The 18,767-nt window shown below is 53.5% G+C and carries 24 protein-coding genes; 11 read left to right on the forward strand and 13 right to left on the reverse strand.

Translation table 11 applies throughout. From position 1 onward, the window contains the following. Positions 1-45: 45 nt before the first annotated feature. The 8 genes from PsW64_RS19385 to PsW64_RS19420 form a co-directional block, all read right to left on the reverse strand. Positions 46-810 (reverse strand): ABC transporter ATP-binding protein, encoded by a 765-nt coding sequence (locus tag PsW64_RS19385; RefSeq protein WP_063304632.1) that lies wholly within the window; start codon positions 808-810, stop codon positions 46-48. Beyond that, the gene (locus tag PsW64_RS19390) at positions 807-1,592 is read right to left on the reverse strand and encodes an ABC transporter ATP-binding protein (protein WP_063304633.1); all 786 of its coding nucleotides are present in this window, start codon (positions 1,590-1,592) and stop codon (positions 807-809) included. Before PsW64_RS19390 ends, PsW64_RS19385 begins: the two co-directional genes overlap by 4 nt. Next, positions 1,586-2,455, reverse strand: a complete 870-nt coding sequence (locus tag PsW64_RS19395; protein WP_063304634.1) for an ABC transporter permease — start codon at positions 2,453-2,455, stop codon at positions 1,586-1,588. The genes PsW64_RS19390 and PsW64_RS19395 overlap by 7 nt, the downstream gene beginning before the upstream one ends. After that, positions 2,442-3,386, reverse strand: coding sequence for an ABC transporter permease (locus PsW64_RS19400; protein ID WP_063304635.1), 945 nt, complete (start codon positions 3,384-3,386; stop codon positions 2,442-2,444). The genes PsW64_RS19395 and PsW64_RS19400 overlap by 14 nt, the downstream gene beginning before the upstream one ends. 65 nt (positions 3,387-3,451) lie before the next feature. Next, a complete protein-coding gene (locus tag PsW64_RS19405; RefSeq protein ID WP_063304991.1) occupies positions 3,452-5,008 on the reverse strand; it encodes an ABC transporter substrate-binding protein in 1,557 nt (518 codons plus the stop codon). 35 nt (positions 5,009-5,043) lie between these two features. Beyond that, positions 5,044-5,415, reverse strand: coding sequence for a DUF2946 family protein (locus PsW64_RS19410; RefSeq protein ID WP_153041480.1), 372 nt, complete (start codon positions 5,413-5,415; stop codon positions 5,044-5,046). Between the two features lie 260 nt (positions 5,416-5,675). Further along, complete coding sequence (locus PsW64_RS19415; protein WP_063304992.1) at positions 5,676-6,038, reverse strand: DUF2946 family protein; 363 nt, start codon at positions 6,036-6,038, stop codon at positions 5,676-5,678. 233 nt (positions 6,039-6,271) lie between these two features. Further along, positions 6,272-6,970 (reverse strand): putative metalloprotease CJM1_0395 family protein, encoded by a 699-nt coding sequence (locus PsW64_RS19420; protein ID WP_063304637.1) that lies wholly within the window; start codon positions 6,968-6,970, stop codon positions 6,272-6,274. A 254-nt stretch (positions 6,971-7,224) separates the two neighbouring features. Between PsW64_RS19420 and PsW64_RS19425 the strand changes: the two genes are divergently transcribed. Continuing rightward, complete coding sequence (locus tag PsW64_RS19425; RefSeq protein WP_063287854.1) at positions 7,225-7,860, forward strand: TetR/AcrR family transcriptional regulator; 636 nt, start codon at positions 7,225-7,227, stop codon at positions 7,858-7,860. A 110-nt stretch (positions 7,861-7,970) separates the two neighbouring features. On the opposite strand, the gene PsW64_RS19430 is transcribed toward PsW64_RS19425, so the two are convergent. Then, positions 7,971-8,360 carry a MerR family transcriptional regulator gene (locus PsW64_RS19430; RefSeq protein WP_063304638.1) on the reverse strand — a complete coding sequence of 130 codons (390 nt, stop codon included), beginning with the start codon at positions 8,358-8,360 and terminating at the stop codon, positions 7,971-7,973. Between the two features lie 91 nt (positions 8,361-8,451). Here PsW64_RS19430 and PsW64_RS19435 point away from each other — a divergent pair, with 91 nt between their 5' ends. Both PsW64_RS19435 and PsW64_RS28250 read left to right on the forward strand, forming a co-directional pair. Beyond that, the gene (locus tag PsW64_RS19435) at positions 8,452-8,775 is read left to right on the forward strand and encodes a hypothetical protein (protein WP_063299948.1); all 324 of its coding nucleotides are present in this window, start codon (positions 8,452-8,454) and stop codon (positions 8,773-8,775) included. 4 nt (positions 8,776-8,779) lie between these two features. Further along, a complete protein-coding gene (locus tag PsW64_RS28250) occupies positions 8,780-8,995 on the forward strand; it encodes a GDCCVxC domain-containing (seleno)protein (protein WP_082831165.1) in 216 nt (71 codons plus the stop codon). A gap of 103 nt (positions 8,996-9,098) precedes the next feature. On the opposite strand, the gene PsW64_RS19440 is transcribed toward PsW64_RS28250, so the two are convergent. The 3 genes from PsW64_RS19440 to PsW64_RS19450 are packed head-to-tail and all read right to left on the reverse strand — an operon-like array spanning position 9,099 to position 10,570. Further along, positions 9,099-9,476, reverse strand: coding sequence for a GFA family protein (locus tag PsW64_RS19440; RefSeq protein ID WP_063304639.1), 378 nt, complete (start codon positions 9,474-9,476; stop codon positions 9,099-9,101). Positions 9,477-9,533: 57 nt separating this feature from the next. Continuing rightward, entirely contained in the window at positions 9,534-9,971 is a 438-nt protein-coding gene (locus PsW64_RS19445; protein WP_063304640.1) for a hypothetical protein, read from the reverse strand. Next, on the reverse strand, positions 9,968-10,570 hold the full coding sequence (locus PsW64_RS19450) for a TetR/AcrR family transcriptional regulator (RefSeq protein WP_063292987.1): 603 nt from the start codon (positions 10,568-10,570) through the stop codon (positions 9,968-9,970). Before PsW64_RS19450 ends, PsW64_RS19445 begins: the two co-directional genes overlap by 4 nt. Before the next feature lie 163 nt (positions 10,571-10,733). On the opposite strand from PsW64_RS19450, the gene PsW64_RS19455 reads away from it, so the two are divergent. The 7 genes from PsW64_RS19455 to PsW64_RS19485 all read left to right on the forward strand — a co-directional run bounded on the left by PsW64_RS19455 (position 10,734) and on the right by PsW64_RS19485 (position 16,114). After that, positions 10,734-11,315, forward strand: a complete 582-nt coding sequence (locus tag PsW64_RS19455) for a COG3904 family protein (protein ID WP_244277336.1) — start codon at positions 10,734-10,736, stop codon at positions 11,313-11,315. Between the two features lie 120 nt (positions 11,316-11,435). Next, on the forward strand, positions 11,436-12,029 hold the full coding sequence (cyaB, locus tag PsW64_RS19460) for a class IV adenylate cyclase (protein WP_063304642.1): 594 nt from the start codon (positions 11,436-11,438) through the stop codon (positions 12,027-12,029). Positions 12,030-12,527: 498 nt separating this feature from the next. Beyond that, positions 12,528-13,265: an AraC family transcriptional regulator gene (locus PsW64_RS19465; RefSeq protein WP_208980887.1), complete on the forward strand. Its 738-nt coding sequence runs from the start codon at positions 12,528-12,530 to the stop codon at positions 13,263-13,265. 33 nt (positions 13,266-13,298) lie between these two features. Continuing rightward, positions 13,299-13,562 (forward strand): hypothetical protein, encoded by a 264-nt coding sequence (locus PsW64_RS19470; RefSeq protein ID WP_063304643.1) that lies wholly within the window; start codon positions 13,299-13,301, stop codon positions 13,560-13,562. Positions 13,563-13,706: 144 nt separating this feature from the next. After that, positions 13,707-13,991: a hypothetical protein gene (locus PsW64_RS19475; protein WP_063287864.1), complete on the forward strand. Its 285-nt coding sequence runs from the start codon at positions 13,707-13,709 to the stop codon at positions 13,989-13,991. A 240-nt stretch (positions 13,992-14,231) separates the two neighbouring features. After that, on the forward strand, positions 14,232-15,308 hold the full coding sequence (locus PsW64_RS19480) for an alpha/beta hydrolase (RefSeq protein ID WP_063304644.1): 1,077 nt from the start codon (positions 14,232-14,234) through the stop codon (positions 15,306-15,308). A gap of 527 nt (positions 15,309-15,835) precedes the next feature. Next, entirely contained in the window at positions 15,836-16,114 is a 279-nt protein-coding gene (locus PsW64_RS19485; RefSeq protein WP_153042399.1) for a hypothetical protein, read from the forward strand. Positions 16,115-16,129: 15 nt separating this feature from the next. On the opposite strand, the gene PsW64_RS19490 is transcribed toward PsW64_RS19485, so the two are convergent. Next, complete coding sequence (locus PsW64_RS19490) at positions 16,130-17,152, reverse strand: GSU2403 family nucleotidyltransferase fold protein (RefSeq protein ID WP_063304646.1); 1,023 nt, start codon at positions 17,150-17,152, stop codon at positions 16,130-16,132. Between the two features lie 296 nt (positions 17,153-17,448). Between PsW64_RS19490 and PsW64_RS19495 the strand changes: the two genes are divergently transcribed. After that, positions 17,449-18,330, forward strand: a complete 882-nt coding sequence (locus tag PsW64_RS19495) for a hypothetical protein (protein WP_063304647.1) — start codon at positions 17,449-17,451, stop codon at positions 18,328-18,330. The last annotated feature ends 437 nt before the right edge of the window (positions 18,331-18,767 follow it).

Genomic DNA, 18,767 nt, shown 5'->3' on the forward strand with positions numbered 1-18,767 from the left:
CCGCTTAAAACAACAATGCCCACCTAAATCGGGTTAGGCAGCATGTTACGCAGGGGTTTGTGTCAGAGCTGCAGGGGCTGAGTACTTCGAGATCTCGACAAAACGGCGAGAGAGCTGGTGCTCAGGGGCTGCGAAAAACTCTTGTGTTTCCTTGTGTTCTACGATCCTGCCACCATCCATCACCGCGATGTCATCGGCCAGTTTTGCCAGCGTTTGCAGGTCGTGTGAGATGATCAGGAGGCCCATATTCATCTCTGCCCGCACCTTGCGCAGCAGGCAAGTTATTTGCTCCTGCGTCACCAGATCCAGCGCGGAGAGCGGCTCATCCAACACAAGAAACCGCGGTTTAACCGCCAAAGCGCGTGCCAGTGCAACACGTTGGCACTGGCCGCCGGAAAGCTGATGTGGTCGTTTGACTGCGCAAGTTGCATTCAACCCAACCCTATCTAACAGGTCTCGTGCCTGTCGTCGGCGTTCAGCCTTGGGCAACTTATGGATGGCTTTGAGCGGCTCGCAGATTAGGTCCAGCGCACTCAAGAAAGGGCTCAAAGCTGCCAATGGGTCCTGCCACATGTAGTGGATGATATCTCCGGTTTTGCTGAGGTCGGGGAAGAAAATCTGGTCGTTGTGAAACAGCGTCTCATGCGGTGTGGGGATGATCCCCGTCATAGCCTTGGCAAGCGTTGACTTTCCGCAGCCGGAGCGGCCTACAAGGCCGGTTGTGCGGGAGGGATGCAGGGTCAGGTTGACTTGTGAAAGCACCTGATTGGAGCCGTAGGCGATGGAGAGGTGTCTTGCTTGCATGGTCATAGCTGAAGTCTTTCCATAGCGCCTGTAATTTCTGCGGTCGCGCGGTGGCAATCCGGAGCGATTGGCTGGTTCAGATCGCAGGCGTCAACGAGTTGGCCAGCATCCATCACCAGCACGGAGGTGCAGGTTTGGCGAACGATGCGCAGGTCGTGGCTGACGAACAGCAATGCGGAGCCTGTCTCCTGCTGTACCACGTTGAGCGCCTCTAGCGTTTCATGTTCGGTGATGACATCAAGACCGGTAGTTGGTTCATCGGCTATCAGGACAGTTGGCTTTAAAATCAATGCCATAGCCATCATAACCCGCTGCTTCATGCCGCCGCTCAGGGCATTGGGGTATTGCTTCAGGCAGTGCAGAGGCAGTGAGACGGCCTCCAATGCCTGATTGATGGTCTGCTGAGCGTCTTGCCCAAACAAAGAGACGTTACCTGCAGTTTCAAGCAGCTGCGTTGCGATGGTCAGGCTGGGGTGTAAGGCACTGCCGGGGCTTTGGAAAATGCAGAAGATGCCTGTGCCTCTGATCCTCTGTTTCTCAGCAAACGGCATTGCGAGAAGGTCTTGGCCCTGAAAATGGATGGACCCGCTTGAAGCAGTCAGCGGGGCACGCAAAGCACCCGTAATCGCGTGACAGGTCAATGACTTACCACAACCGGATTTGCCGATCAGACCCAAACGTTGGCCAGCGGAAAGGCTGAAACTTACGCCTTCCACCAGCGGCTCGTTGTTCTGCGCACTGTTGGAAATGGTGAGGTTATGCACCTGAAGAAGGGGGATTTCTACCATCTGTAGGGTTTCCTCTTGTCCAGCTGAAAGCGGATGCCTTCACCTACCAGGTTGAAGCTGAGAACGGCGAGGATGATGACGATGCCCGGAGCCAGCACCACGCTTGGGCGCTCTGCGAAGAAAGGCCGTGCTTCGTTGAGCATGGCGCCCCACTCCGCAGCAGGTGGCTGAGCGCCAAGGCCGAGGAAGCTGAGAGAGGATAGCACCAGCAGATGGCCCGCCATTTCAAGGGAAAGAACCACTAGCAGCGGGGGTAAGATTTGCGGCAGAATGTGCCGCCCGATGATGCTGAGCGGCTTTTGTCCGCATTGGCGGGAGGCCAAAACGTACTCTTTGGAAGCTGCTTCCAGCGTTAATGTACGGACCAAACGGGCGAGGCTGGGCCACCAGGCCAGGGCGACACCGATGACGGCGGAGGTGAGGGAGGCGCCCAGATAGCCGATGATGGCAAGGGCGAACACCAGCATGGGAAACGCGAGGAAGATATCCGCAATCCGCATCAAAACCGCATCAACCCAGCCTTTGCAGAGGGCGGAGAGCAGGCCAACAGGCAGTGCGATGGCGAGGATAAGTCCGGCTGTTGTCAGCGCTGTGCCAAGGGAGAGTGCGGTTCCTGCCATCAGGCGGGAGAGGATACACCGGCCCAGATGGTCCGTTCCGAGCGGGTAAGTCAGACTGGGTGCGCTGAGACGGTGCAGCAGGTCAATCTGGTTGGGTGGGTTGGGGGCGAAAGCTTCGCCGCCGAGTGCGAGAGTGATGAAGAAGCACAGGAAGAACCCTCCCAACAAAAATGTGGTTCTGCCTCTGAGGAGCTGTGTTGCCCGCGAGAGGGGGATAGATTTTGCACTATCAACGTATGCCATGGTCATCCTCCTTGAGGTGAGGCATGAGCCAATGGTTCGTCAGGTCCGCCGCAAAGTTCGCCAAAAAGAACACCAGCCCCATAAACAGCAGATACGCCTGCAGGATCGCAAAGTCCCGCTCCGCGATGGCTTGCAGGGCCAGCTGTCCCAGACCGGGCAGGTTGAAGATATTCTCGATAATCACAGACCCACCCAGCAGGGAACCGAAAGAGATGGCCCAGTTGGTGATGAGTGGCGGCAGAATGGACTTCAGCACGTGGCGGCCCAAAATAGCGCGACGTGACAGGCCTTTAGTGATGGCCAGACGGATGTAATCTTCGCTCATCACAGCGATAATCCGTTCCCTCACAAGGCGGCTCATCACCGCTGCGTTGCCGAGCGTCAACGTGATCACGGGCAAGATCAAATCCTGCGCATTGCCGAATTGCAGCAGTTTGAACCACCCCAGACCCAGTGCGAACACCGCCAGCAGAAACAGTGCCAGCCAGAAGGAGGGCACGGAGACCAGAAACATGGTCAGCACATAGAGGCTGGTAGAGACCGATGTGCGCTGTGATACAGCGGTTACGGTGCCAAGCACCAGCGACAAGGCCAGCGAGCTGACAAAGGCTAGAACGGACAGCGTTGCCGTGATGGGCAAGTGCTCTTTAAACAGCTCCAGCACAGGACGGCCTGACGCGATGGACGTGCCCAGATCCAGCCGGAACAGGTCCAGCAGCCAGATAAAGTAGCGCTGGATCAGTGGCTTATCCAAGCCATACTCCACCCGCAGCGCCTCCACCTGCTCCGCAGTGAACGACACGCCGAGGCGACGCAGCTCCATCTCAATAGGATCGCCGGGGGTGAGGCCGATGATTAAAAAACCAATCAGGGTCATGCCAAACAGAGTTGGAATTCCCGAAAGCGTGCGCTTGAAAACAAACTGCTTCATGTGCTGATCTTTCGTGAAAAGGCAGCACAGATCATGGTGTTGCAATGACCTGTGCTGCGCATCTCTTATTTGGTTTGGGTAACCTGACCGTAATCGATCCAGTCAGCATGCTCGAACATCGGGACGTTCAGGCCCGGACGGGACAGGTTGAAGTTTGGCACCATCAGGATTGGAATAGCAGCCAGTTTGGTCTGCACGATTTCGCGGTGCGCTTCACGAACAAGTTCAATGACTTCCTCGCGGCTCTGCGCCTGACGGGCATTGTCGAGGATGGTGTCCAGCTTGCCACCCGGTGCGGTGTACTGGTAGCCCCACGGGGTTTTGGAGTGGAACAGGTTGTACAGCAGGTAGGTTGGGTCTGCGTTGTTATTGGAGGCAAACTCCATGTACAGATCCGCTTCGCCGGTTGCCAGATAGGTGTCGTCGTAAACGCCTGAATCATCAACCTGAACCAGCTCAATGTCGATGCCGATGCCGCGGAACATCTGCTCCAGCAGCTCTGGCATTGGGCGCACGCTGGAAACGTTCGGGTAAGCGGCTACAAGGCGCAGTTTCAGCGGCTTGCCGTCTTTGCTGCGCATGCCATCGCTGCCTTTGGTCCAGCCAGCTTCATCCAGCAGGGCTTCTGCCTTCTGGGTGTTGTAGTCAAAGCCGTCCACGTGCTTGTCACCAAGGCCAAACATCCAGTCTGGCAAAATGCCTTTTGCAACAACACCTTTGCCGTTGAACAGGACTTGCGCCAGCTGCTCGCGGTTGATGGCATAAGCCAGCGCCTCGCGCACGCGTTTGTCCTTCAGCGTGTCGTATGGTGCCTTGCCGTGCAGGTTGGTCAGCAGGGCCACATAACGGATCGGGCGGGATTCGTGCACCACCACAGAGCCGTCTTTTGGCAAGCTTAGCAGCATCTGTGGGGTGACTTCAGCAACGATGTCGACCTCTTTGTTCTGCAGTGCCAGCAAACGCACCTGATCATCCGCGATGAAGTGGTAGGTGATGTTTTCAACCTTCGGCGCATCCCCCCAGTAATCCGCATTGCGTTTCATGCTGATAGACTGTTTTGGCTTGTAACTGTCCAGCAGGTAAGGACCTGTACCAACTGGGTTTTCTGCACGATCACCGTTGATGGAGAACAGGGAGGCCCCACGGTGGGTCATGTTTTCAATGACAAGGGAGGAATTGATTTCGGACTTGAACGTGAAGGTGTAAGGCCCGGTCTGATCAAAGCTTTCCTGATCAATCTGCAGGAAGTCAGAGCGGCCCTGATCGTACAGCTTCAGTGCGTCGATTGCGGCTTTGGCGTCAAATGTCTGACCGTCGTGGAACTTGATGCCCTCGCGCAGTTTGATGCTGTAGATGCCGTCTTTGTAGTCCCAAGTCTCAAACAACACGCCTTGCGGAATGAAGTTTTCGTCTGGTTTAACAGCCGTTTCAACGATCTGTCCGGCTGGTCGGCGGGTGGTGAAGTTGAACTTCTTCGGGTCTACGCTGTAGCGGTCTTTTTTCACCGCAATGCGCAGCTGTTGAATGTCTTCCGCCTGTGCCGCTGGCACGCCGGAAATCAGAGCAGGAAGAGACGCTGCGAGCACACCGCTGACGCCAAGTAGTTGTTTGAATTTATTCATTTCAATTCCAATCATTATCTGTAATCGAGCGAAAATCAGACAAAGACAGGAGGTGCCCGCGGAGCATGGCTTCGCCGCGGAATTGCGTAGTGTCCCACCTCGTTGAGGGCGAAGGTATGCTGTGGTCTTGAGGTTTCAATAGCGAAGCTGCCCAAGGAGGCAGGGGCTGGTGACTTCAGCATGGCAAGGGAGAAAAGGCAGAACGCGTTATTCTGTACGTCCTTTTGCTCGTCGTCTTCATCAGAGGTTTCTATGAAGATCTGCTGTAAGCCCTGCGAGGTGCAAATGGTGATCTCAAAACCATCCGCGCCCGCACGCGGCATCATGCCGGGCGGCGCAACAAGCTGCAGGATCACAAACCAGGTTGCGAGCCAGCAGGCCAGTACGGTTGATGGTTTCAAAGCCAAGTGAATGCACCTTGCACTTGATGAGCAATCAGAGCCAACCTCAGACATTGCCGAGATTGAGGGATGAGCTTTACGCGAGGCTGTGCCCTGCGGCGTCCGTTGCATGCAAATGTGGTGTAGGTTTTCTGGCAAGCAGCCTGCAGAAAACCTGTCATTGCCATGGGTTTGCATGACGGAACAGGAATGTCCTTTGAGAAAATAGCCCTTTTATGTCAGCAAATTAGCCACAATAAGAAAGGCTGGGACAAACCAATTTATGCTCAGACGGGAGGTGCTCTGGGTGCAGCGATGCGCACTGTCGTTTCAGCAAGCGCAACGCTTGTTGGCAGTGAAACTACATCGATAGGAAGGGAGGATCCGCCGAATTCTGTGTGAGGAGAAGAGCTGAGGGCCTTTGCAACAACAGTGCCGAAGGCGCAGTTGTCGTAAGCTTCCTGTTCTTCTGCTTGCTGGAGTTCATTGCCCTGCTCGTCAAGAAGGACAGTTCGCATGCCTTGCGCGGTGCAGATGACAATCTCAAAGCCGTCCTCACCTCCGGACACCATCATGCCGGGAGGCGCAACAAGCTGCATCAACACAAACAGTGCAGCAAATACAGTCGCTTTGGCTTTTGTCAGTTTCACAGCAAACTCGAGTGACGCTAAGTACATTTCCGCCTTAGGCCACTACAAAAACCAAGTCAATGACTTTTACTTATATGCACTGCGACTCTATGAAAATATTTTAACAAGTTCTGTCAGGTATTTAGCTCGTAGAGTTATTTTAAAACTCCGAACAACATCATGATTTCATGGCGTTGTTGCACGCTTGTGGGGTGCTGAGGATTGCTGCTGGATGAAGAATGCTCAGGTGAGCGTTAAACTGCCGCGGCTTGATAAGCTTGGGTTGCATTGAGCAGCAGTGCAGATGGATCAGAGGCGGTTTCAGGATATTCCTGAACCTGCAACAGAGATTGTAACCCACTGACTTCGCTTGCTTCTTGCTCTTCCTCGCTGCCGCCAAGGTTCTTCTCGCGCAGCTCGGTATAGGCCTGCGCCAGATTCGTCTGGGCTTGTGCTGCAACGGCCTGATCCTGACCGGATGGCTGAGCGGGCGCGAGTGCTGCGGCGATTACCGTATTCAGCTTGGCAATGCTGGCTTCCGGATCACCGGAAATGGGTGCGGAGTCGATTGAGACTTCGCCGCCAATGGCATAGCTGTGACCATCCGGGCCGCGAGTCTCGGTATAACTCGGCGCTCCGGCGTAGGCACCGCCTGTTGCTGCATGGGCTTGCTCGTGCGCGCGAACTTCCGCATCACGTGTCTTAAGTTCTTGAACCTGCTCCTGTTCTCCATCGGAAAGCTGTCCGTTTTCATTCTTGGACTTTTCAGAGGAAGAGGAGGCCGCTACCGGGTTGGCAGAAAGGTCGCTTCTGATGGTGACGGAGTCTTTTGGAACCGCATGTTCAACGGAAAAAGACGTGGATTCCTGCTGGTTTACGCGTGCGGGTTGAGCTGCGTTGTAAGACGCAGAGCGAGCCAGTCCGGTAAATGAGGATCCAATTCCATCTATCATAGGTTGAACTTATACTAGGGACTGGTGCTTCAGGTAAAGGAATTTCTGATACACAATTTCGTTAGGTATGCTAGGGTTTTGCTTCGGTTGGGGACTGTAAACCTGTGTATTTACAGCGCATTCCTGAAATGTGCCTGCTGGTTTTCGGGTAGGACTGGGCGCAAGAAAGATGCTTTAAAGCAGTTTATCGGATTCAGATTGCAAGTAAACTGCGTTAAAGGGAAGGCAGCGGGAGCCTTTAGGGGAATACGGGAATGATCGAAGATTTGAGCCGGTCTCAGCAGGAGATATTGGACGCTGCTGCAGAGTGCTTCATGAGGATGGGGCCGGATGTGGCTTCCATTGATGATATTGCCGGTCTGCTTGGATCTACAAAGGGGCGTGTTTACCACCATTTCCGCTCCAAGGGTGAGCTGCTTTATGCCGTCCGCCTGCGCTCTGTTTCCCTGCTTATGGAACGGGTTAGCCCCATTGCAGCGCAACACATCCCCCCTGTCGAGAAGCTGCGCGCCATGTCCATTGCCCATGTGCTGCGCATCCTCAAGTTCCTGAGCTATCACCGTGTTGTCAGCGAAGACACTCGCATGTTTTTTCGTGGCGCGGCCAAGCCTCATGAAACACAGATGATTGAGCAAATCATCGAAATGCGCCGTGCCTATGAGAATCTGTATCGCGGTGTGCTGACGGAAGGCATTGAGGCTGGTGTGTTTGCAAAGCAATCAGTCTCCATCACCCTGCACTCCATCATCATCCTGATGAACGGCCCTTGCTTCTGGTACTCACCGCGCGCCGAGCAGACCGACAAGGATCTGGAAGAAATCGCCCGCAGCGTTTCTGACCTGGTGCTGCGCGCCGTGGTGGCTGATCCAGCGCTGCTGGAAGAGACTTAATCCCCGCGCTAAACGGGGATATCTCGTTTGCGTTGAAATGTGCGTTGCTTTGCGCGATTTAGCGTTTTTCTGCGTTGCTATGTTTTTACGGGTCAGGCCGGTTAGGCGCTTCAGTCTGCGTGCAGACGATCCAGCAAAGGGCATTGCAGATTGTCGCTGGCGCAGTTGCCCATGAGCTCTTCGAGCGCTTTTTCCAACTGTCGAAGGCTTTCGATTTTTTCCCGAACAGACTCCAAATGCGCTTTGCTCATGTCATGGGCGATTTTGCAGTTCTCGTCTTGCTGCTCACCGAGGCTGAGAAGCGCTTGTGCATCCTTGATGGTGAATCCCAGATCCCGGCAGCGTTTGATGAAGCGTAACTGTCCGATCTCCTTCTCGGAGTAGGCGCGCCGTCCGTTATCCCCGCGGGCAGGCTTGATAACTATGCCTTCGCGCTCGTAATAACGGATCGTTTCAATAGCAACGCCACTGCGCTTAGACGCTTCGCCAATCGCGAACATGTGATCACTCCTGCCTTGATCCTGTAGTTACTACAGCATTTATAAGCATGCGGCAAAACCATCACAACTGCGATGACGAATGGATTTGCCGATGAAGACCTTTTTAAAAATGAACCATGCAGGCTCCTTTGCCTCTCTGGGAGTCGCCACCTGCTGCGTGCTCCCCATTGCTTTGATGCTTGCGGGCCTTGGTGGCGGTTGGTTAGCCGTTTTTGGCAAAATTGCCGCGGCAAGCTATTTTGTGCTGACTGCGTCCTCTTTGCTGCTGCTGACCGCGTGGGGCATTGCTCTCTATCGTGGTGCACTAGGCCAACTGCAGTGGCACTTGCTGGTGAGTACACTCGTGACGGCGCTGGCATGGGCAATCGTTTTGAACGAGACCGCAATCAACGACCACCTGATCAGCCTGATGTGACGCCATGACAAAAACAGTTATCCTTGAAAGCACAGTAACTTGCCCGGAATGCGGGCACAGCGAAACTGAAACCATGCCAACAAACGCCTGCCAGTGGTTTTATGACTGCAAAGCCTGCGGAACCTTGCTGAAGCCTCTCCCCGGCGATTGCTGCGTCTACTGCTCCTACGGCACAGTCCCATGCCCCCCAATCCAGCAAGACAAAAGCTGCTGTGGGTAGGGCATGGTTTTGCAATACATTGATGAGTTGGCATTTGCCGGCGCAATTGAAACGGTCCAGCCGTCGCGCTCCATGATTGGCACGTTTCTGACTGGAGGACAGGCTAGCCCTCAACTCGATCCTTCTTGTAGGTTTTTGTAACCGGGAACTTGGGCAGCCAGGTTTCGCGGCGGGTGGTCCAGAGCTCATAGGTTGGGGTCATCTGGTTGGGTTCGTCCAGAGCGCCCAGATGGACCTCAACTTCGCCCTCGCTGGTTGAATAGACGGAAGACCCGCATTTGGGGCAGAAGAAGCGGCCCTGATAGGCGTTCACCTCGCCCTCAACACTGACCTTCTCCTCAGGATAGACCGCCGAGGCATGGAAAACGGCGCCGTGGTGTTTACGGCAATCGAGACAGTGGCACACTCCAACCCTGTCCGGCTCACCTGTCGCCACAAGGCGAACTGCGCCGCACAAACATCCACCCGTGACCCGTTCCATCTCGATTCTCCCCCGTTATCCGGCGGGCAGGGTACTGTGAAAATGGCCTAAGACCAACTACCCCCGCACCATCATCCATCTCACAATGAAGGCGGCTACGATCATTTCCAGCCAGGCCAGTGGCAAGGCGGTCAGGACGATTTGGGTGGTGGCCAGGTTCATGTTCCAAAGGCCAAGCCAGAGGATGACGAAGATTGTTGCCCAGATTACGCTGCCTGCGTAAAGCGCGTTGCGGATGGTTGGGCCGAACCGTTCCAGCAGCACCCAGCTGAGGCCGGTTGCTGCGAGCACCAGCACTGTGTCCCACACGCCCCAGATCATAAACACCGGCAGGTTCATGGGGGCTACGTCCTGAATTTGCGGAAGTGAGCTGCGCATCAATGGCATGACGAAGGCGAAATAGCGAAAGACCTCGGAAGCATTGATCCAAAGCAGGTTTAGCAGCAGGGCGAGCCAGAAGGCTCCTTTGAGATTTGGGGGAGCGATAGCAGTCATGGGGCCGAAATCCGTGTTCTGATGGTTTCCAAAAATTGTCTGGTGCTGGCGCGCAGAAAATCACCGTCTTGGGTGAGGCGGGAGGTGGACCAGAGGCCGTTGGTGAACACCACCAGCACTCCCGCAAGCAATTCCAGCTCTTCAGCGCTCAGCTGGTGCGGTGCAGGCGTTTCGTTGCGCAACGCATTGAGAAAACCCAGCTTGAGGCGGGCGTTGTGTTCTTCCACCTTGGCCAGAACGTCCGTGTCGTGCGGTGCAACCTCGGTTGCTGAGTTGGCGACAAAGCACCCCGGGCCCGGAAGGCCGGTTTCCTCCGCCCGGCTGATCTGCGCTTCAAAATAGGTTGCGACTTGCTCCAGCGTTGCATCAGGCTGCTCTACCTGAGTGAACGCCGGTGAGACAACGAGGTCCTGATAGCGTTGGAAACACGCGAGGAACATCTGCTTTTTGCCGCCGAATGCGCCGTAAATGGCGTGACGGGTGGCCCCTGTTGATTTCACAAGGTCATCTAGGGAGGAGGCATGGAAGCCGTTCTCCCAAAAATGCTCCAGTGCGCGGTCGGTCAGGTTCTGTGTGGTTATGTTGGCTTTTCTTGGCATGACTCAGTTGATAGCAGAATGATCGTTCTGAATCAAATCAATTCCACAGGAGACGGTGATACTGGCAAGCAAGCAGACGATCACTCAGCCTTCATCCCACCTATGAGAAGCACTAGGCCAACAAGAACGACTTGATGGATTTGGAATGGTGGCTTTGAAGAAGATGATAGTTTGGACCGCAGCGGCGTTGTTGGTGCTGGTGCTGACCGGGTGTGGCTCGATTGAAGATGACTACGAGATTGCACGGTTTGAGGCCGTGGATGGAGAACTGGTGATGAATGGAGTCATCAGCTCGTCCACGCCGATTGATTTGCGGGCGGCTTTGGATGAGAACCCGAATATCAAACGCATCGTTATGGTGGATGTGCCGGGGTCCGACGATGATTACGCCAATCTGGAGGCGGGCCGCATTGTTCATGAACGCGGGCTGACCACGGTTATTCCGTCAAACGGTATTATCGCGTCTGGTGGGACGGACTTCTTCCTTGCAGGTAAAAAGCGAGTTGTGGTGAAGGGCGCGCGCATTGGTGTGCATTCCTGGAGTGCTGAGGATTACAACGCGCTGGACTTGTCTAAAACGCATGAGGAGCACGAGAAGTATCTCAAGTACTACAAAAACATCGGCATCGATCCGCTGTTCTACTGGTACACACTGGAAGCTGCACCGCCAGAAGATGTGCATTGGATGACCGACAGCGAGATGAAGCGCTACAAGGTCGGCACCCAATACGCCTCCCGTCCATAAGGGCCTTTAGCGACACAAACATACATCACGGGTCACGTAACAGTGGTCCGTGATACTTCCGCTCTTGCATCCCTCTCAAACGCTTTTTAAGGATACTCTTATGAGCTTAGGGAGCCTGTGATGACTGGGACCGATCTTCAAACCAAAGGCATGCTGTGTGATCCGGGTGATCACTTCATCGGTATCTATGAAGTGGAGCGCAAATACGCTGTTGCCGATCTTGAAGTGATCCGCAGTCAGCTGGAAGCGCGTGGAGCCGTGCCCTTCACCCTTGGCAATACCGAGCAAGACATCTTTTATGACCTTGCAGACAGACGCCTTGCCAACAACAACCAGCAACACGTGCTGCGTGTCATGCGCCCGTCAGGCCGGGCACTCTGGATCAGCAAAGGGCCGGGGCCGGACAAATGTATCTCCATGGATATGGCAGATGCAGATCAGACGAACGCCATGATCCTGTCTTTGGGGTTTGAGGAGGTCGAGCGGCTGGAAAAGAAGCGCGACATCTACTTTCTCGGCAAGTTCCACGTCACGCTGGATGAGGTTCCTGACCTTGGCCGTTTTGTTGAACTGGCTATCATGACAGATGACGCTGACATGCTATCTCAGCACGAGCAGGAGATCGGCGAACTGGCCGACAGCTTCAACCTCTCCTCAAACGCCCTGCAAACCCAATCCTACCGCGCCATGCAGCAGGCTTTGAAAAAGGCCTGAACACATTTCAGGATTTACTGATTTAGCTTTAAAACACACCCATTTGCGGGGTGTGTACTGTGGGCCTGTGCGCATCCATTTGAAAACTATGGTGTTCATACCTGTAAGTAATTGTGCCCGTTTTTCTATTCTTGAAGGCCGAAAATATTCGCAAGGGTAATACTGGGGTTAAGTTTCGCTGTTTAGTTGATACTAAAATTATGCACTAGGTATAAATGCATAATGAATTTATTTTTGGAATAGTTATGAGTGGAATATTTAATGCAATCAGAGTGGACCTATATACGTGACGGTCATTTCAGAAAGTACTTTGACGCATCTGCTCCACTCTACGTAAACAACGAAAACGTCTCTGCTATAATTAGCAATATTGAATACAATCAAGAGCTTCAGGTTCGGATTGCCAAAATACTTCCAAAACGGGATTTTAGCGCCTGTTATACTTCATTTAGAAACGAAGCCTGCACGATATCCGGAAATTTTCTTTTACAAGGCTCGTTGGTTGCAACAGTCTCCGGGGTTGGGCAATTTAGTCTGAGTGCAGATCGGGCTAATTTTGTCAGATACGGCCCCTCTACCACCAAATTTCAGATTGCGCGCGGCACCGACCTGCAGTTGCTCTCCTATTCAATTTCAGAGGAGTTCCTCGCACGGGCTCTTGAAGACGATATTCCTGCTACGTTCCTTCCGTTTCTGAAGCGAAGCGAGCCGGAGTTTAATCTGTTGGAGTTTCGCCCGACACCAGAGATGCGGCGGCTTGTGCGGTCTGTGATCAGCAGCCCGCTGGTTGGGACCATGCGGAACCTGTTTATTGAAGGCGCCGTGCTGCAATTGCTGGCACTGAAAGCCAACTTTCTCAGCAATCAGGTGTCTGCTGGCGGAATGCTTAACGAGTACGAAGTGGCGAGTGTGCAGCGGGCCTACAAGCTGCTGATGGGCAGCCTCAGCACGCCGCTGTCTTTGAGTGATCTGGCGTACAAAGTGAACCTTGGCGAGAAGCGCCTGAACAGCGGTTTCAAGAAGATTTTCGGAGGGACGGTTTTTGAGGTCTACCGCAATGAGCGGCTGGAGATTGCACGCAAAACGATTGAGCAGAGCGATGCCTCGCTCTCTAAAATCGCGCAGCATATTGGCTATCGCCACTACAACAATTTCATAAGCGCGTTCACGCGGCAGTTTGGGGTGTCTCCTGCAAAATACCGGAGGCATTCGCGGGATAATAAAAACACGGAATAGGTCATTAATTTAAAAAATACGGGGTGAGGCGGAATGTCGGAATTGAATATTATCAGAGAGGACGAAACCTCTTTTCATCAGGAATTAGAAGGCCTTCAACTTGCATCCTGCCAATTGAAGAACCTCGTGGAAGCTCTGAACATCGTTTTGACAAGCCGGCTGGAGCACACACGGGAATACGACATGCTGCTCACTATCAATCACGCAATTATGGGACACAATGAGGACCTGCAGGATCGCAGTCTACGGGTTCTCGCCCTGCTGCAACAGTCAGGTGACCCTACCTACGTAGATTGAGGGTGATTGCAGCACCACACCCCTGTGCCGGGTGATGCGGAGAGGGAGTTCAACGGGTCAATTAACTGGCATCAGATCAGACCTGCCCGTTGGCACCCCGTCTCTGTCTGTTCAGGAATAGCATGTAGAAAAAGGATCGAGGCTATGCCCCAAGACAACCCTCGGCAACAGCAGCAACTGGTTGAACCGGGAAGCATTCGTGTTCCCGGGCTGACGGTGAGAGAAAATCCGCGTATCAACCGCATTCAGTTTGTGTTTGATGAGCAACCCAGCGAGGAGATCTGCCGGATTTTAAAGAGCAATGCGTTCCGCTGGTCGCGTCATGAGGATGCCTGGCAGCGGCAACTCAGCCTGACCAGCCGCAAAATCGCAGTAAAAGCCCTGCTGGAGATCAAAGCCCTGGCAATATCTGCCAAGCGGGTACAATAAGGAAAACCGCACGCCTTTCCTTTGACGCCTGCTCTCCTGTTTTCGCCTGGCATACGTGCATGGCGCAGAATCTTGACATTGGTGCATTCGCACCGCCATCATTCTTCAAGTTTTAGCTATTTGAGGTGGTTTGCCTTTATTTGCGGGCAATGAAACTGCTTTAAGCCGTTGGTCCTGCGTGTTCGTCTCAGGCATTTTCTTGGGCCAGCTCGTAATGTGCACCAAAGCATTGGGGTGAAGATGATTGAGATTCCAACACTTCTCGAAGCGCGGTCTGTTCAATCTAAGCGATTGACCACGCGGGTGCTGTTCTCTGGCCCTGAAGACGGTGTGCCGATCTTCTTTATTCATGGCAGTCTTTCTGCTGCCACGTGGTTTGAAGAAACTATGCAGCGCTTGCCCGAGTTTTTTCGTGCCATTGCACCAGATTTGCGCGGGTATGCAGGCGCTGACCCTGCCGCCGTGGTGGATGCAACCCGTGGCACCAAGGATTTTTCCGATGACCTTGCCGCGCTGATGGACGAGCTGGGGATTGAGGCTGCGCATTTGGTTGGCCACTCGCTCGGCGGTGGAGTGCTTTGGCAGTTTCTTGCCGATTATCCGCAGCGGGTGCTATCGCTCACGCAAGTCAGCCCGTCCTCTCCCTTTGGCTTTGGGTGCTGCAAAGCGGATGGATCGCCGTGTTTTGAAGACGGGGCAGGCAGCGGGGCGGCGGCGGTGAATCCTGAGTTTGTAAAGCTGCTTATGGGCAAAGACAGCAGTACGGGGAGCGATTTTTCCCCGCTCAACATCCTCAATACGTTTGTCTGGAAGCCGCCCTTCCAACCCAAGCGGCTAGGCGATTACATGGCAACCGTGTTTGCGCAGCATACCGGCGACAAATCCTATCCGGGGGATGTGGTGCCCTCGCCCAATTGGCCGGGTATCGCTCCGGGCCGTTATGGCAGCACCAATGCACTTGTACCCACCCGTCAGGCAAACCCTCTGGGGTTCTGTGATGTTGAGGCCAAACCGCCTGTGCTTTGGGTGCATGGCGCGGATGATCTTGTCGTCTCTGATGCCTCCATGTTTGATCTGGGCTCATTAGGCAAACTCGGCTTCCTCCCCAGTTGGCCCGGCGAAGAGGTCTTCCCACCCCAACCGATGGTCACCCAAACCTCCGAAGCGCTGGATCGCTATGAGGCAAATGGTGGAAGCGTTGAGCGGTATGTGGTCAGGAACTGCGGCCACACCGCCTACATCGAAAAGCCGGAGGAGTTCGACGCGGTGTTCCATGCTTTCCTGATGAAACATGTGAGTGTGACTGAGGCGAGTTGAGGGTGTGAGCTGAAGCGGTGCTCAAGACTAGTAGATCTCGCCCATTAAATTAAACCAGTGATAATAAGCTAGATAAATCATGATGTTGTCGGTTTGTTCCGGTCAGCATACGCTCTCCTATACCACCCCTTTGTGAAGCAGCAGCACGCGCCAGTCCGTGCAATCGGAGAGGTTAGGCACTCCGACAGAAGCAAAGCCTGGTCAAAGGAGGTGGTGGTTAGGTGAGATTTGAATTGAGGTTCAAAGTAAAAAGAGCCCGAAGACGACTGGCAGTCTACTTTCGGGCCCTCTTTAGGGTAACCTAACGAAAGGAGCGGGGAGTTAGCGCTTCCCGTTCCACTTGCCTAATATAACGCGTCTTCCTTAAGCCTTCAAGAAATCTGAGGGGCAGTAGGCCCCCTGAATGCTGAGAGGTCGTTGTGCTGCCACCGTGACTTTAGCTCCCTATAAAGGCAGAGATGCTCAGTATGTATGCAGGCGATACTCTCAGCTTTGATGCAGGTGAGGCCAATACTAGGGGGAGTGTTATGTGGGTTGGAAATGGTGAGTTTGATAGCTACGGGTATTTGGAAACCGCGTTTATCAAAGGACAGATGGACGGAGAGCTGAAGCCGGATATGTGCTATCGGATTTTTGATAGGGGCGGTACAAGCACTTCTCAGCAGTTTCATTTTGTGCCCGTTGATATGAACGGAAATGAGTTGGGGCCTTCTGTCCTCAATACTGCTGGGAATATTGTTTATTCCATTTGGGAGAAGGGGCATCTTTCGCAAGACTGCAACATTAGCAATCTGTTCATGGCGTGAGTTTTGAAAGTGGGCCTACAGTCCCTCTACAAACTCCTCAAATTCAGGGCGTTCCTGCCAGGAGCCGTCGGGCCAGAGGGCTTTCATGGCTTTCACGATGGGATCGCTCCAACCTTGCTTGCCTTGGGATTGTGCCGCCAGCAGTTCGTCGCTGATCATGCCGGGGCGGGTGCGCCCAATGACCTCGATCAGAGCTTTGGCCTGTGCCAGATCCTTCGTCACCTTTGTCGCTGTATGCGCGCGCTTTTGTGAGATGATGAGCTTGTGCACGGCATAGCGTTCTGGTCGTGGCACATACACCGGAATGCCCGCCCCGAAGGGCAGGGCGGCAGGTGTGGACTCGTCAATCAACCAAGCCAGATATTGCAGGCTCATGGCTCCCGCATCCAGCCCCTGCAGCTCCAGCGGTTGCTTTTCGCCGCGCTTGCGGGTTGGGGTCAGCAAGTCCACCACAAACCCGATGCGAGAGCGGAAACGCGATGGCTTCGCGCGTCCATCCAGCTCCGGAATAGGCTCAAAACTCGGGTCGGCGTCTTTCAGGATCGAGAGCATATCGATGCCCTCATCTGCCTTGATGGCCAATGAGGCGGCTACGAGATCTGCGTCATCCGTCGCCAACTGTGTGGATGGCAACGTACACCCCAACAGCAGCGGGTAGCACTGATAAGCCAGCGTCCCCACCAGAATGGCGCCATTGCGGAACAGGCCATGATAGGCCATGGCATCCAGTACACGGCCCGCATAACTGTGTGTCGACAGCACACCGACTTTATTGAGTACGCTCAAGTCCTTGCGCCGCGCTCGCGCCCGCTCGCTGGCATATTTGATTTGCTCAACCTTCGCCTGTGTTTCCGGCTGCAACGCTGGCCCCACATACAGGCTCTTGCGCCCGGCTCCGACTGGCATCTTGACGAAAATGTTCTCCACATTCCCCTTCGCCTGCTGATAAACCGAGCCCCGCAAAGCCCTGCTGTCATCATGCGTTTTCTGAATATAATCGGCGGCGAGATTCTGATAGGCGAGAGGAAGATCTGTCATATAGGCAGTATAGACAGTTTGTTCCTAAAGTGTCTATACCATTATATAGTTCCTGGTGTGTCGAGGCTGGACCTAATGAAAACGATTTTCCTAAGTAGTGAATTGCATGACTTACTATAATTCATGTGAATTATGCATGCATTATGATAGAATACTTGCAGCTTTGATCGCGTTATTTTTTTTGAAATAGATTCCGTTGTCAGGTTTGCTGCAGACTTTCGATGAAAGTGCATGATGCTCTTCTGCAGACTCGGATTTACCGAGATGTCCCATTATTTCCAGAGAGGGACAGAAACATGAATTCTGTTGATTTAAATACTAGCAGTGTTCAGCTGTTCGAAACACAAAACGCTGTAGAGCGACCTAGTTCGACTCTGGCCTATTTTGAAGCAGATGAAAGCTTCAAGAGCTTTCGGGTCGACGCCGCCAAAGGTACTTTCGAACCTGCTCCCCTGGATGAAGAATCCGCAAGTAAGATCTACGCTGAGATTTTTGAAAAAGACTGGTCAGAAGTGACGCCCAAGCTTAAGGCATTGGAGATCACTACAAAAGTTGCTCCGCTTATGGGTGAGTTCTCTTTGATGAGAGCATACGCGCAGGCCGCACACAGCACTGGGAACTATTCACTTCTTGCTGATCAGCTTCCCAAGTTTCAGGAAAATGTTCAGGCAATCCTTGCGGATGGCATCGAGATTAATCCTGACAACCCGTACCTTCAGAATGACGATATTCGCGAGAAACTGGAGAGCATACTTCCGGGCAGCACGGATGGTGAGCCGAACGATCAGACAAACACACTGAGCTGGGTTCTGAATGGGGATGCTGCGAGCGAAGCAGGCATGGCAGGGATCAACGTTCTCACCTTTGATTTCTCAGAAATGTTGGCAGGTGATACTGCCGACGTGGCTGTAAGCGTTCTGGCAGAGGCATTCATCAATTGGAACGCTGCGTTTGAGGATGTTTACGACAGTATCGGTTCTGCTCGTGATGCTCAGATTGAGCTGCTGTCCCAGCCAGAAGGCCCTGTTGATGCTGAAGTTGCGGCGGAAATTAACAAGGACATGAATTTAGATCTGGCGCGCGAGAAAGCACAGCATGTTCAGACTGAGCTCGCCAAACAGGTCTTCTCATTGGTCAATGCGACATCTCCAAGCGCTCTGGCGTCCTTCAGCTTGTAAAATATTGGAGAAGCTGCGCCTGCTGCTTGCGCAGCTCTGAAGATCTGGATGCTCAGAATTGGTATAGACACTTTGATTTGAGAATGTCTATACCGATAGCCACATAACCAATCTTCCCAAATCCCCCCAATGCTGTGAGTGTAGAAACAACCTATACTTGCAATATTGGATCCTCTCCCCAAATATTGTTTAGGTCGGGAAGAGGGGAGGAGCTATTGGAAAATGAAGGCGGAAAGAAGAGGCCTAGTAAAACACTTGTGGTTACAGGCATACTTGGCTGGCTTCTTGTCATTTGAGAGTTTCTGTATTTTCTCACACGCATTCCCATCCTCATAATACTGGGAACAGGTGCAGCCTTCTTTGCCCTCGAAAAGGTCTTAGATGTCGTGCTTGGGCGTATCTTTAGAAGAAAGCCCAAGCAATAAATCCCCCGTAAA

The organism is Pseudovibrio sp. W64 (assembly GCF_001623145.1).
Lineage (GTDB): Bacteria > Pseudomonadota > Alphaproteobacteria > Rhizobiales > Stappiaceae > Pseudovibrio.

Coding starts and splice junctions, on each gene's coding strand:
- PsW64_RS19385 (WP_063304632.1), bottom strand. CDS start 810: ATGACCATGCAAGCAAGACACCTCTCCATCGCCTACGGCTCCAATCAG.
- PsW64_RS19390 (WP_063304633.1), bottom strand. CDS start 1,592: ATGGTAGAAATCCCCCTTCTTCAGGTGCATAACCTCACCATTTCCAAC.
- PsW64_RS19395 (WP_063304634.1), bottom strand. CDS start 2,455: ATGGCATACGTTGATAGTGCAAAATCTATCCCCCTCTCGCGGGCAACA.
- PsW64_RS19400 (WP_063304635.1), bottom strand. CDS start 3,386: ATGAAGCAGTTTGTTTTCAAGCGCACGCTTTCGGGAATTCCAACTCTG.
- PsW64_RS19405 (WP_063304991.1), bottom strand. CDS start 5,008: ATGAATAAATTCAAACAACTACTTGGCGTCAGCGGTGTGCTCGCAGCG.
- PsW64_RS19420 (WP_063304637.1), bottom strand. CDS start 6,970: ATGATAGATGGAATTGGATCCTCATTTACCGGACTGGCTCGCTCTGCG.
- PsW64_RS19425 (WP_063287854.1), top strand. CDS start 7,225: ATGATCGAAGATTTGAGCCGGTCTCAGCAGGAGATATTGGACGCTGCT.
- PsW64_RS19430 (WP_063304638.1), bottom strand. CDS start 8,360: ATGTTCGCGATTGGCGAAGCGTCTAAGCGCAGTGGCGTTGCTATTGAA.
- PsW64_RS19435 (WP_063299948.1), top strand. CDS start 8,452: ATGAAGACCTTTTTAAAAATGAACCATGCAGGCTCCTTTGCCTCTCTG.
- PsW64_RS28250 (WP_082831165.1), top strand. CDS start 8,780: ATGACAAAAACAGTTATCCTTGAAAGCACAGTAACTTGCCCGGAATGC.
- PsW64_RS19440 (WP_063304639.1), bottom strand. CDS start 9,476: ATGGAACGGGTCACGGGTGGATGTTTGTGCGGCGCAGTTCGCCTTGTG.
- PsW64_RS19445 (WP_063304640.1), bottom strand. CDS start 9,971: ATGACTGCTATCGCTCCCCCAAATCTCAAAGGAGCCTTCTGGCTCGCC.
- PsW64_RS19450 (WP_063292987.1), bottom strand. CDS start 10,570: ATGCCAAGAAAAGCCAACATAACCACACAGAACCTGACCGACCGCGCA.
- PsW64_RS19455 (WP_244277336.1), top strand. CDS start 10,734: ATGATAGTTTGGACCGCAGCGGCGTTGTTGGTGCTGGTGCTGACCGGG.
- cyaB (WP_063304642.1), top strand. CDS start 11,436: ATGACTGGGACCGATCTTCAAACCAAAGGCATGCTGTGTGATCCGGGT.
- PsW64_RS19470 (WP_063304643.1), top strand. CDS start 13,299: ATGTCGGAATTGAATATTATCAGAGAGGACGAAACCTCTTTTCATCAG.
- PsW64_RS19475 (WP_063287864.1), top strand. CDS start 13,707: ATGCCCCAAGACAACCCTCGGCAACAGCAGCAACTGGTTGAACCGGGA.
- PsW64_RS19480 (WP_063304644.1), top strand. CDS start 14,232: ATGATTGAGATTCCAACACTTCTCGAAGCGCGGTCTGTTCAATCTAAG.
- PsW64_RS19485 (WP_153042399.1), top strand. CDS start 15,836: ATGTGGGTTGGAAATGGTGAGTTTGATAGCTACGGGTATTTGGAAACC.
- PsW64_RS19490 (WP_063304646.1), bottom strand. CDS start 17,152: ATGACAGATCTTCCTCTCGCCTATCAGAATCTCGCCGCCGATTATATT.
- PsW64_RS19495 (WP_063304647.1), top strand. CDS start 17,449: ATGAATTCTGTTGATTTAAATACTAGCAGTGTTCAGCTGTTCGAAACA.